Origin of the sequence: Myxococcus sp. CA005 (assembly GCF_006518205.1) — a bacterium.
Taxonomy (GTDB): Bacteria; Myxococcota; Myxococcia; order Myxococcales; family Myxococcaceae; genus Myxococcus; species Myxococcus xanthus.
Window position 1 is genome coordinate 34,913 of record NZ_SRLV01000004.1, and the last position, 12,934, is coordinate 47,846.

6 protein-coding genes are annotated in these 12,934 nt (G+C 69.8%); all 6 read right to left on the reverse strand.

The window, feature by feature from the left end:
• Nucleotides 1-12: 12 nt before the first annotated feature.
• The 6 genes from FMQ63_RS02745 to FMQ63_RS02770 all read right to left on the reverse strand — a co-directional run bounded on the left by FMQ63_RS02745 (nt 13) and on the right by FMQ63_RS02770 (nt 12,633).
• Nucleotides 13-765, reverse strand: a complete 753-nt coding sequence (locus FMQ63_RS02745; RefSeq protein ID WP_011553646.1) for a thioesterase II family protein — start codon at nt 763-765, stop codon at nt 13-15.
• Complete coding sequence (locus FMQ63_RS02750; protein ID WP_011553647.1) at nt 762-2,039, reverse strand: glycosyltransferase family 4 protein; 1,278 nt, start codon at nt 2,037-2,039, stop codon at nt 762-764. Before FMQ63_RS02750 ends, FMQ63_RS02745 begins: the two co-directional genes overlap by 4 nt.
• A 34-nt stretch (nt 2,040-2,073) precedes the next feature.
• On the reverse strand, nt 2,074-5,154 hold the full coding sequence (locus FMQ63_RS02755; RefSeq protein ID WP_011553648.1) for a type I polyketide synthase: 3,081 nt from the start codon (nt 5,152-5,154) through the stop codon (nt 2,074-2,076).
• 18 nt (nt 5,155-5,172) lie between these two features.
• Entirely contained in the window at nt 5,173-9,777 is a 4,605-nt protein-coding gene (locus tag FMQ63_RS02760) for a type I polyketide synthase (RefSeq protein ID WP_020478745.1), read from the reverse strand.
• Between the two features lie 146 nt (nt 9,778-9,923).
• A complete protein-coding gene (locus FMQ63_RS02765) occupies nt 9,924-10,955 on the reverse strand; it encodes an LLM class flavin-dependent oxidoreductase (RefSeq protein ID WP_011553650.1) in 1,032 nt (343 codons plus the stop codon).
• 229 nt (nt 10,956-11,184) lie between these two features.
• Entirely contained in the window at nt 11,185-12,633 is a 1,449-nt protein-coding gene (locus FMQ63_RS02770; RefSeq protein ID WP_011553651.1) for a hypothetical protein, read from the reverse strand.
• Nucleotides 12,634-12,934 lie beyond the last annotated feature (301 nt).

The window sequence follows — 12,934 nt, forward strand, 5'->3', positions numbered from 1 at the left end:
TGAAAAGTGGGGTCAGCGAGTCGATGCGGGCCGCAGCCTGGTGAGGCTCCGGCGGATGTTCTGCAGCAGGCCGCGCGGCGTCTGTCGCAGGAAGAAGTGATCCCCCAGGAACGTCTGGGTGGCGAACGGACCGGAGGTGAGCTGGCGCCACGCCTCCGTCGCGTCATCGGGCACGTAGTCGTCGAAGCCGCGGAAGGCGGAGAGCGGGCACGCCAGGATGGGGCCCGGCTTCCACGCGTAGCCCTCGCACACGGCGGTGTCCGCCAGCATGGTGGCGCGCATCAAAGTCAGCAGCTCTTCCGCCATCTCGCCCGACACGGCGCGTGACTCACCCAGGCGCCGGGCTTCGGACGCGTCGATGTCATGGGTGGCCGTGGCCGGTGTGTGGGCCTGGAGCGTGTGCGGCGCCCGGTAGCTGGCGACGAAGAGGTGCAGCGGCGCCGGCAGCCCGCGCTCGCGCAGCGCCCGCGTCAGCTCGTATGCGAGCAGTGCGCCCATGCTGTGTCCGAAGAGGGCGTAGGGCTTGTCCGTGTGCTTGGCCAGCACGTCCACCAGGGGCGCGATGACGTCCGGCAGCGCGCGCAGGGGTGGCTCGCGCAGGCGGTTCTCCCGACCGGGGAGCTGCACCGGGCACACCTCGATGTCTTGTCCCAGCTCCGCCTGCCAGGTGCGGAACAGGGAGGCGCTGCCACCCGCGTGAGGCAGACAGAACAGCCGCACCCAGGACGCCGGTGCGGGGACGTGGAAGGCCAACCAATCCGTCATGACCGCACCTCGCGTCCCTGTCCGCCAACGAGCTTCTGGTACACAGCGAGGTTGGCAGCCACCATGCGCGGCAGGCTGAACAGCTCCACCACGCGTTGCTGGCCGGCGAGCCCCATGCGCCGCGCCCGCTCGCGGTCCTCCAGCAGGTTGAGCTGCGCGGCAGCGAGCGACTCGACGTCCACTTCGCGCGGACCTCCCGGTGCGCCGGGGAGCACGGGGACCAGCAGGCCCGTCTTCTCGTGGTCGACGATTTCCGACGGGCCTCCGGAGCGCGTTGCCACCAGCGGTAGACCGGAGGCCATGGCCTCGATGGCCGTGTAGCCAAAGGGCTCGTAGAGCGAAGGCACCAGCGCCAGATCCGCGATTCGATGGAGCAGCCCGAGCTGCTGGCGTGGCAGTTTGCCCAGCAGCTTGATGCGGTGGCGCAGGTGCGCGTAGCGCTGGGTCAGCGTCTGCACCATCTGCGTGGACTCTCGCGAGTCGGTGCCACCGGCCAGGAGGAAGCGCACGTTGGGGCGCCGTTCGAGCACGCGCTCGGCGGCGGCGAAGATGGCGCTGATGCCCTTCATGGGATGGAGCCGACCCGTGTAGAGGACGACCGGGTCATCCGGCGTGGCCACTGTGGCGCGCAGCCGGGCGTAGTCCTCCGGCGCGTGCGAGGGCTGGAGGAAGGGGCCCGCGTCCATGCCGCAGTGGATGGTGTGCAGCAGCGACGCCGGCATCCCATAGGTCTCCCGGATGAGCTCGCTCATGGAGTCGCTCACCGAGATGACGTTCGTCGACCCGTCGTAGAAGCTGCGCTCCTCCTCGAGAATCTCCGGGTCGGGCGTCTGTCCCCACCATCGCTCGGCGGGCTCGGAGATGTAGTGGCTGGTCCCCAGCACCGGCACACCGGTCTCATGGGCCAGCGCTCGCGCGGCGCGGTGGGTGTGCCACTGGTGGAAATGGATGAGGTCTGGCTTCTCCTCGTGGATGAGCTCGCGGCCTCGGTGAATCAGGTCGTCGTTGAAGACGCGGATGCCGCCCACCAGGGAGAGCTTTCCCGCCTGGGAGAGGCTGCCGCGGCTGGGCGGCATCATGTGCACGGTGAGGTTGGGCTCGCGGAGCACGGCGGGCTCGCCGGGCGTGTACGCCAGGACGGTGACCTTGCACCCGCCGCGCGCCAGCCCGCGGGCCAGCTCGTAGACATAGGTGCCCACACCGCCGGCCACGTTCGGCGTGTACTCCATGGCCAGGAGGAGCGCCTTCAGGGGTGGGGAGATAGGAGGTGCCATTGGGCTGTCTCTCAAAAAGGGTGTGGACGCGCGGCTAACGGCTGGCCGCGCCCTCCTTGGCGGTGAGCTCGGCCAGGATTCGCAGCAGGGCCTCCACCTCCGGGTCATCATGGCCGGGGCTCTTGCGCTGCTCGGCTACCAGGGCCGCCAGTCGAGCCACCGTCGGCGCCTCGAACAGCGATTGCAACGGCACCGTGAAGCCGAAGGTGTCCCGCAGCCGTCCCACCACCGTGGTGGCCAGCAGCGAGTGTCCACCGAGCGCGAAGAAGTCGTCGTGGACGCCCACCGGCCGCACGCCCAACACGTCCTCCCAGATGCGCGCCACCACCTGCTGGTCCTCGGTGTCGGGAGCCACGTAGGCCACGGCCAATGCGGGGCGGGAGTAGCCCGCGGCGGGGGCCTCACCGGGCTCCTCCGTTTCGGGGACGCGCTCCGCGGACGGCGCGGCGGCCAGGGCGCGGTGCCCGTCGGGGGAGACCCAGTAGCGCTTGCGCTCGAAGGGGTAGGTGGGCAGCCCGACGCGTTGGCGCCGTGCCTCGCCGTTGAAGGCTTCCCAGTCCACATCCACGCCGGACATCCAGAGCTGTCCCAGCGCGCCGAGCAGCACGGTCGTATCCGCCTGTCGCGTGTCCGGATGACGGAGCGAGGTCACCGTGGTGGGCGCCTGCCGGAGCGCGCCAGGCTGTGACGCGAAGGTGGTCAGCGTGCGGCCGGGGCCGACCTCCAGGAGCACCTGCGCGGGTTGTAGCTGCGCGAGCCCCGCGGCGAAGCGGACTGGCTGACGCAGGTGGCGGGCCCAGTAGGCCGGGTCCTTCGCCTCGGCGGCCGTCACCCACGTGCCGGTGACGTTGGAGAGGAAGGGAATCTGCGGCGCGGACAGCTTCATCCGGCGCAGGCGCTCGGTGAAGGGCGCGACGATGGGGTCCATCATCGCCGAGTGGAACGCGTGCGAGGTGTGCAGGCGACGTGACTGGACGCCACGTGCGTCCAGCCGGGCCTTCAGCGCGTCCACGGCGTCGTCGGGGCCGGCGACCACCGTCATCGACGGCGCGTTCACCGCGGCCACGGACAGCCGCGCATCCAGCGACGACACCAGCTCCGCTTCCGACAGCGCGACGGAGAGCATTGCGCCCGGCGGCAGGTCCTGCATCAACTGGCCCCGTGCGGCCACCAGGGCTAGCGCGTCCGGCAAGGTGAAGACGCCCGCGAGGCACGCGGCCACGTACTCACCGATACTGTGGCCCACCATGGCCTCGGGCCGCACGCCCCAGGACATCCACAGCCGCGCGAGCGCGTACTCGATGATGAAGAGGGCCGGCTGGGCCAACCGCGTCTGCTGCAACTGCCGCTGGGCTTCCTCGGCGCGGTCCGCGGCGGGGAAGAGGACCTCGCGCAGGTCCACCTTGAGGTGCGGGATGAGCCGGGTGGCGCAGTCGTCCACGTCCGCGCGGAACCCACGCTCGTTCTCGTACAAACCCTGCGCCATGCCCGCGTACTGCGCGCCCTGGCCAGGGAACATGAACACGGTGGGGCGGCTGGTGCGCTCCTCGGTGGCGGAGAGCTGCCGGCTGATGTCGCCCAGCGCCGTGAGCGTGTCCTCACGTCCCTGACAAACGATGGCGCGGCGGTGCGGGTGGCGCCGCCTGCCCACTTGGAGCGTGTACGCCACGTCCGCGGGCTCCAGGCCCTTGTTCGCGCGGAGGTGCTCCTCCAGCCGGGAGGCCTGCGCGGCGAGCGCCGTGGGTGTGCGCGCCGACAGGATCAGGAGTTGGTGCGAGCGCGTGGACGAAACCGGAGCGCGGGAGGGCGGCTCCTCCAGGATGACATGGGCGTTGGTGCCGCCCATGCCGAAGCTGCTCACGCCGGCGCGCCGAGGCTCGCGGGCGGGTGCCTTCCACTCGCGCAGCTTCGTGTTGACGTAGAAGGGGCTCGCGTCCCAGGGGATGTTGGGGTTCGGCGTCTCGAAGTTGAGGCTGGGTGGCAGCTTGCGGTGCTTCAGCGCCAGCGCCGTCTTGATGAGGCCCGCCACGCCCGCCGCCGCGTCCAGGTGGCCCAGGTTGGGCTTGATGGAGCCCAGGGCGCAGGTGCGCGGTCCGGCGGCCTCGTCGCCGAAGGCGCGGATGAGGGCCTGCACTTCGATGGGGTCTCCCAGCGCGGTGCCGGTGCCGTGCGCCTCCACGTAGCCGATGCTCCCGGCCGATACGCCCGCGCTGCCCAGGGCCTCGGAGATGACGGCGGCCTGGCCCTCGACGCCCGGCGCGGTGTAGCCCACACGCGCGGCGCCGTCGTTGTTCACCGCGGAGCCCTTGATGACCGCGTAGATGGGGCTGCCATCCGCCAGCGCATCTTCCAGGCGCCGCAGCGCCACCACGCCCGCGCCGCTGCCGAAGACGATGCCCTTGGCCTGCGCGTCGAAGGGGCGGCAGTGCCCGTCCGGCGACAGGATGCCGCCATCCACGTAGCGGTAGCCGCCCTGAATCTGGAGGTTGATGGACACGCCGCCCGCGAGCGCGAGGTCACACTCCTGGTTGAGCAGGCTCTGACAGGCGACGTGGACCGCGACCAGCGACGTGGAGCACGCGCTCTCGATGTTGAAGCTGGGGCCGCGCAGGTCCAGCTTGTAGGCGGCCCGCGTGGTGAGGAAGCTGCCCGCGTTGCCCAGGTTGAGCTGGAGCGGGTCCGCCGTGCGCATCAGCTCCGCGTTCCCCATGAGGTTGAGCAGCAGGTAGGTGCTCAGGGCCTGTCCGCCGAAGACACCCACCAACAGCTCGGGAGTCGGCGCGCCATGGCCCGCGTCCTCCAATGCCTCCAGCGCGCACTCCAGGAAGAGGCGTTGCTGCGGGTCCATGACCTCCGCTTCGCGCGGCGTGTAGCCGAAGAAGGCCGCGTCGAAGCCCGCAACGTCGTCCAGCCGTGAGGCCACCTTCACGAAGTGCGGATCCTTCAGCACCTCGGTGGGCAGGCCCGCCTTGAGGACTGCCTCGTCCGAAAGCGGCTCAATGGACTCCACGCCGTCGCAGAGGTTGCGCCACAGATCCTCCAGGCTGCGCGCGCCTGGGAAGCGCCCGGCCATGCCGGTGATTGCGATCTCCATCCCCGTGTTGCTGTCCGACACGCTGTCCCCCTCTTGCGCTCAGTTCCCCGACTGGCGCCGCTGCTGGATGAGCTCCCGACGCCTGGCTCCGCGGCTTCGCCGGTCACTGGTGGTGGCCGACGCCTGTTCCTGCCCTCGGGTCAGCAGCCGGGCCATGGCGCTGAGCGTGGGGTTCTCGAAGAGCGACACCACCGGCAGGTCCTTGCCGAAGCGGCGCTTCACCTCGTTGATGACCTTCAGGCCAATCAGCGAGTTCCCACCGAGCTCGAAGAAGTTCTCGTGCAGCGCCACGCTCTCCACGCCCAGGAAGCGCTGCCAGATGTCCGCCAGCTCGCGCTCCGCCTCGTCCATGCTGGCGGGCGCCGCGCGCTCGGCCGCCGGCGCGGCGTCTGTCTCCATGGGGCCCATCAAGTCTTGGAGCAGCGAGGCGCTGCGCGCCATGGCCGCTCGGAGGTCCTCGGTGGACACCACGACGTGGGTGGGGGCCTGCGCCAACACGCGCTCGAAGACGTCCACGCCCTCGGCCGGTGTCAGGGCATGGGCCAGCATCGCCTCCCGCATCGGGTTGGCGCCGTCCGGCATCTGCGTCGTTACGGCCTGGCCCACCTCGCGCCAGGTATCCCAGGCCAGGGAGATGATCGGCACGTTCCCCGTCGCCGCGGCCTGGTGAGCGAAGGCATCCTGGAAGGCGCACGCGGCGCAGTGGTCAATCTGCCCGGGCTCCGCCGTGTAGGCGGTGCGAGACGAGCAGAGCACGAAGAAGTCCAAGGGCGTGTCGCGCAGCAGCGCGTGCAGGATCCAGGTGCCCGACACCTTGGGGCGCAGGACGTCCTCCACGGCCTTCTGCGTGCGGAGCTGGGCCAGTCCGCCCGCGGGCACGCCGGCGGCGTGGATGACGCCGTGGAGTTCGCCAAAGGCCTGTCGCGCCTGGCGCAGCACCTCGGCCATCTGCTCGGCGTCGCCCACGTCCGCCGGGAGGACCAGGACCTCGGAGCCGAGGGCCTCTAGCGCCAGCACCTGGCGAATGCGCTGACTCACCCGGTCCTGCTCACCGTGCTCGGTGATCCAGGTGTCCCAGGTGTCACGTTCCGGCAGGGCATTGCGGCCCACCAGCACCAGCCGGGCCTGGACCTGCCGCGCGAGCGACTCCGCCAGCACCAGGCCGATGCCACCCAGTCCGCCGGTGATGAGGTACGTGCCTCGCGGACGCAGGCGCGACGGCGCATCCGCGGCGGGCGCGGAGATGCGTACCTGCTCGAACGACTGTTCCCAGCGGCTCGGGCCCCGGAGCGCCACGGCGCCGTTGGAGGAACCCGTGGCCAGCTCACCCACCATCCGCGCCACCAGGGCCTGGAGCGTCTTGCTACAGCGTGGGGCCTCCACGTCGATCGACCGACATGACAGGCCCGGCACCTCGTGCGGCAGCACGCGGCAGGCACCCAGGAGCGTGGCCTTCTCCGGGGCCAGCACCTCATGTCCGGTGACGGCCTGCACGCCGCTGGAGACCACCGTCATTTGCACGGGCCCGGACGCGCTCTGGCCAGCCAGGGCCTGTGAGAGGAAGAGCAGGCTGAAGAAGCCGGTGCGCTGGGCGTGCTCCAGGCCCGCCAGTCCTTCTCCCGCGGAGTCCACGCTCCACAGGTGGACGATGCGCTCGGGCCGGCAGGAGTCCTCGGCGAGCGCATTCAGCAGCGCCGCGTAGGTCTCCGGGCGGGTTGGGTCCACTTCGAAGACGCCGTCATCCACGCGGCGGAAGTCGGAGCCCTGCGATACCCGGGTGACCCGGCCGCCGCTCTCCGCCAGCCGTGTCGCCAAGGCGTCTCCCAGCCCGCCGGTGTCGGTGAAGACGAGCCAGTTCTGGGGCGCGGCGGTGGTCGCGCGCGGTGCGAGCGTGCGCTTCCAGGATGGCAGATAGAACCAGTCCGCCGCGTCCTTGCGCCGGGCGAGCGAGACGTCGCTGGCGATCGCGATACCGGCTGCATTCGGCTCCAGCCAGTGCCGCTTGCGATCGAAGGGGTAGGTGGGCAGCACCACGCGCCGGCGCTGCTCTCCGGCTTGGAGACGCCGCCAGTCCATGGGCACACCCGCCGCCCAGAGCCGGCCCAGCGTGGTGAGGACGAAGCGCATGTCGGAGCCGGGCTCACGAGGCGCCCGCATTGACGTGAGCACCACGGTGGGCTGGCCACGCTCCACCTGCAGGCGCGCGAGCGAGCCCAGCGTCCGCCCAGGACCGACCTCCAGCAGCACGCGCGACGGGTTCTCCAGCAGGCAACGCACGCCCGGACCGAAGCGCACCGTCTGCCGCAGGTGGCGCACCCAGTACCTCGGGTCGGTGGCCTCCTCCTCGGTCACCCATGTCCCCGTGACGCCAGAGACGAAGGGCTGCGTCGGCGTCTGGAGCTTCAGCCGCCCGACGAAGGCCGCGAACGCCGGCAGGATGGAGTCGATGAGGTGGGAGTGCGCGGCCACGTCGATGTGGACGCGGCGGTGCTCGATGCCTCGCGTCGCCAGGTCGGCGGAGAGCGCATCCACCGAGGCGGTGTCGCCGGCCACCACGCATTGCGACGGTCCGTTGACGGCGGCCAGGGACAGGTGCTCGCCCAGCATCGGCAGCAGCTCCTGTTCGGACAGGGCCACGCTCACCATCGCGCCGGAGGGAAGCTGCTCGAAGAGGCGGCCACGCTCGGCCACCAACGCCAGCGCGTCCTCCAGCGAGAAGACACCCGCGAGGCAGGCGGCCACGTACTCGCCCATGCTGTGGCCAATCATCGCCTCGGGCCGGATGCCCCAGGACTCCCACAGCCTGGCCAGCGCGTACTCCACCGTGAAGAGCGCGGGCAGGCCCACGGAGGGACGAGGAAGGGGCGCGCCTGCGTCCGCGTCGCCCGCCGGGTACAGCACCGTGCGAAGCGACGGTCCGCCGCGGCGCTGGAAGCTGGCGGCGCACGCGTCGAAGGCTTCGCGGAAGGCGGGCTCCTTCTCGTACAGCTCCTGCCCCATGCGCAGGTGCTGCGCGCCACCGCCGGGGAAGAGGAACACGACAGAACGGCCACCGTCCTTGGCCACGTCCGTGAACACGCGCTCGGGGTTCATCTCGGACAGCACCGTGGCCGCGTCCTCGCCACTCTCGCAGACCACGACGCGCCGGTGCGGGAAGGCCTTGCGGCCAATCTGGAGGGTGTAGGCCACGTCCGCCAGGGACTGCTCGGGGCGCGCCTCCAGGTGCGTGCCCAGGTTCTGGGTGAGCGCGTCGAGCGCGGCCGGCTTCTTCGCGGAGAGCACCAGCAATTGCCAGGGCCGCGACGGACCGGAGGGCGCTGGGGGCGGCGGCGCTTCCAGCAGTGCGTGGGCGTTGGTGCCACCAATGCCGAAGGAACTCACGCCCGCGCGGCGCCGGTGGTCATGCGGCTGCCAGTCCCGCAACGCGGCATTCACGAAGAAGGGGCTGCGCGCCCAATCGATGTTCGGGTTGGGCGTGCGGCAGTGGAGGGTGGGGGGGATGCGTCCGTGCTCCACCGCCAGGGCCGTCTTGATGAGCCCTGCTACGCCGGCCGCCGCGTCCAGGTGGCCGATGTTCGACTTGACCGACCCGAGCGCGCAGAAGCTGGTGGCCTCGGTGCCGGCGCGGAAGGCGCTCGTCAGCGCGGAGACCTCGACCGGATCTCCCAGCAGGGTGCCGGTGCCGTGCGTCTCCACGTAACCCACGGTGTCCGGCGTCACGCCCGCCAGGGCGTGGGTGCGGGCGATGACCTCCGCCTGTCCCTCGGCGCTGGGCGCGGTGTAGCCGAGCTTCGAGGCACCGTCGTTGTTGATGGCGGAGGCCCGGATGACGGCGTGGATGTGGCTGCCGTCCGCGAGCGCGTCATCCAGCCGCTTGAGCACCACCACGCCCACGCCGCTGCCGAAGAGCGTTCCCTGGGCCTGTGCATCGAAGGGACGGCAGTGACCGTCCGGCGACGCGATGCCGCCGGGCTGGTGCACGTAGCCCGTGCGCTGGGGCACGTCCACGGACACGCCGCCCGCGATGGCCACGTCACACTGGAAGCCCATCAGTGACTGGCAGGCCAGGTGGGTGGCGACCAGCGACGTGGAGCAACCCGTCTGGACATCCAGGCTGGGGCCCTTGAGGTCCAGGTGGTACGCCAGCCGCGTGGCGAGGAAGTCCTTGTCGTTGCCAATCATCACCTGGAAGCTGTCGCTCGACTCGAGCAGCTCCGGGTGCGTGCGCAGGTTGAAGAGCAGGTACGTGCTCAGGCTCGTGCCCGCGAAGACGCCCACCGAGCGCGACTCCGTATCCAGTCCGTGGCCCGCGCGCTCGATGGCCTCCCACGCGCACTCCAAGAAGATGCGGTGCTGCGGATCCATCAGCGCCGCCTCGCGCGGCGAATAGCCGAAGAAGCTCGCGTCGAACGCGTCCACCTGGTCCAGCACGGCTCCGGCGCGCACGAAGCCCGGCTGTCGCAGGCGCTCCTCGGGAACGCCGCGTGCCTTCAGTTCGTCGTCGGTGAAGAAGCGGATGCCTTCCACACCCTCGCAGAGGTTCCGCCAGAAGGTCTCCACGTCGGGGGAGCCCGGGAAGCGGCCCGCCATTCCGACGATGGCAATGGCCAGATCGTCGCCTTCACTCAGGTTGTCTTCGCTCATGGCTGTCGACGAACTCACGTTCAGGAAGCGAGGTGGGGTAGCGGTCCGGTGGCACCACGCACACTCCCCACGGAGCCCTCATGCCGCGGGGCTCAGGGCGGTGACCGTGACGCGGGGCAGGGCTCCGCGTTGCGCGGAGGCGAGGCTCAGCTGGCTGCCTGGGCGGCGGGCGGCGTGCTCGAGAGAGAGAACGCGTCAGCGAGCAGCTCGTAGGAGCGCATCCGGGCGCGATGGTCGTGGACGATGGTGGTGACGAGCAGCTCGTCCGCCTGGAATTCGGCGGCCATGCGCAACAGCTGTTCCTTCACCTGGTCCGGTGAACCACACACGACGCGTTTGCGGTCGAACTCGAGCGTGGCCAGGTCCTCGGGCGTGTAGGCGTAGGCCTCCGCCTCCTCGATGGACGGAATGGGCGCTTCGGGCCGGCCCCTGCGAGTGTTGATGGTCAGCAGGTCGCTGCTCCGGGCTATTCGCCGGGCCTCCTGCTCGGTCGGGGCACAGATGACGTAGACGCTGACGGCGGAGTTGGGAGCCGCCTGCACGTGCGAGGGCTGGAAGCGCTCGCGATACCCCCGCGTCACCGGTCCACCGTGGATGGGGTTGAAGAAGTGCGCGAAGCAGAAGGACAGACCCAGCCGGGCCGCGAGCGCGGCGCTCTGCTCGCCCGAGCCCAGGGCCCAGACCTGCGGCATGCCCGGCGCCATGGTCTTCAGGCTCAGCTTCTCGAACTCCGGCGTCGCGGGCGTGGTGCCCGACAGGAAGGCGACGAGGTCCTCCAGCTTCGTGGGGAAGTTCTCGTTGTTCATCGGCGGCCCGTAGGCCAGTGCGCGGGCCACCAGGTCCGTGCTGCCCGATGTCCGTCCGATGCCCAGGTCGATGCGGTTGGGGTGGAGCGTCTCCAGCAGCCGGAAGACCTCGGCGACCTTGAAGGGGCTGTAGTTCGACAGCAGGACGCCGCCCGTTCCCACCCGGATGCGAGACGTCGCCGCCGCGACATGCGCGACGAGGATTTCCGGCGCCACGCCCGCGAAGTGTCCTGAGCCGTGATGCTCCGCGAGCCAGAAGCGGTGATAACCGAGCTGCTCGGCGGCTCGAGCCAGCTCCACCGTGTTTTGGAAGGCCGCACGTGTCTGGGAGTCGCTGGCGACGATGGAGTGATCGAGAACACTGAGCTTCACGGCGAGCGTTCCTTCCCGGGCAGACGGCGCCCTCGGGGCCGCTTCGAGACGGGCCGAGTCGTCGCGTGTCCGCGTTTCAAGATGGTGACAAAGCCTATATTAACGCGGTTATCTGCGACAAATGGGATTTGGTTGATTATGCTTGAAAATTGAGAATAGGTGGCAGCCCGGAGTGCGCCTGAATACCAGGGGCTCTTTCATTCCCCGAGGCTCGGTGTGACATCGGCTGTTACTCGACGACGACGAGCGCGCACATCAACGCGCCTTGGGTCGCGTTGACCACGTCCTTGCCCTGACCGGTGGGGTTCAGTCGCACCATGGTTCCGCCGTAACGCTCACCGAAGACAAAGGCTCCCCAGATGAGGATGTGGGCGCCCACGGCGCCGTCGTCTCGCAGGAAGTGGTAGGGGCGGGGCTCGACGCGCTCCTGGACAATCCATCCGCCGTGCTCCAGGGCTTCCTGGATGGCGGCGTCCCAGTCCTCGGCGGTCATCGCGCGGCCAATCAGCACCGACTTGCCGCCATAGGCGCGGCCCGCCTTGAGCACCAGGCCTTCGCGCTTCGAGGCGGTGAGCTCGTCGGGCAGCCACACGGATGCGCCGTCGCGCGTCGTCTGGGTGGCGCGCACGCGGCGCGTCCAGGGAATGTGCCGGCGGATGAGCTCACGCTCCTCGGGAGTAAGCGCGGGTGACGCCTCGTTCTCCGACAGCAGCGCGATGTTGAGCTTGTCGTCGAGCAGCTCCTGCGCTGGACCGTTGTAGAGACACAAGGTGCGCGCGGCGAGCGCGGCGCGGACGCGAGCGTCGAAGTCCGGGCCCACCACTTCGAGCCGATCTCTCGCGTCATGTTCCTGCACGGCATGCAGCCGCCGGCCGCGCATCGTGAAGCAGTGGCCCTCCGCGTCCTTCACCTCGCTGTAGGTGCCGATGAGCACCTCGCCCTTCGCGCCTTCAGCAGCGAGCAGTTCGCTCAGCGTGCTGTTGAGCAGCAGCGTCGCCATCTCCCTGCCCGCGGCTTCGGGCAGCTCATTGTCAGGGAAGAGCACGGCCAGATTGCATTCGCCTTCCCACGCAACGGTCCGTCGCACGTCCTCGACGACATGACTCAGGAAGGCGCGCAGCGTGTCCTGCAGCTGGATGCGCAGGCCCTGCTCCTCGGTGAAGCGCTGGAGCACGGGCTGGTCCATCACCACCTGAGCCTTGAGCCCCGTTTCCCAACCGCCCAGGCCCGCCATCATGTTGACCTCAAGGCACTTGAGGCCGTCGGCCGAGTCGATGAAGTCCCCGCGGCTGAGCGCGCCGCGCGCATCCTCCGTGTTGGCCAGGACCTCCGCCGCCACGCGCGCCCGTTCCTGCGAGACACCGTAGTAGTCGGCGATGCGCCGAGGGTCGCCGTCCAGCAACAGCCGAGGCCCGCGCTTGACGAGCCGGCAGAGCTTGACCGAGACCTCCTCCAGCTCACGGTCGCGGCGCGAGTCGATGAGGAGTGGCCACCGGTGCAGCTCGTAATACATCAGAGGTGACGCTTCGAACTTGTGGAAGCGGTGCCGCGCGAACACCTCGGGCGTCCGCTCCGCGAACTTCAGGAAGGCCACCGCCGCCGCGGACAGCTCACCGTGCAGCGCCTGGATTTCATCGGAGAACTTCAGCTCGCCTGGGGATTCGTTGACGTGTGGCATTTTCCGGGTAATAGCACTTTGACTCAGAGTGCGTATAAAGCGGCTGTTTTACGTGCTCGAAGCGACGGCGGCTCACGCGGAGGCTTCAACCTTCCGGGGCGTCGGCTGAGCTGATCCCGCAGCGCGAGCGGGGTGTTGGTCTGGAGCCGCGTCAGCAGCCGCTGCGCTCCGATGCGCGCGAGCCCAGCACCAGGACTCCGGACGAAAACCGGAATGTGGGTGCTCATAGCTTATGCTGCGCGTTCCCCCCCAGCGAAGGTCTCCGGCTTTTCCACAGCTCCACCCCTTGGAACCTCTCACC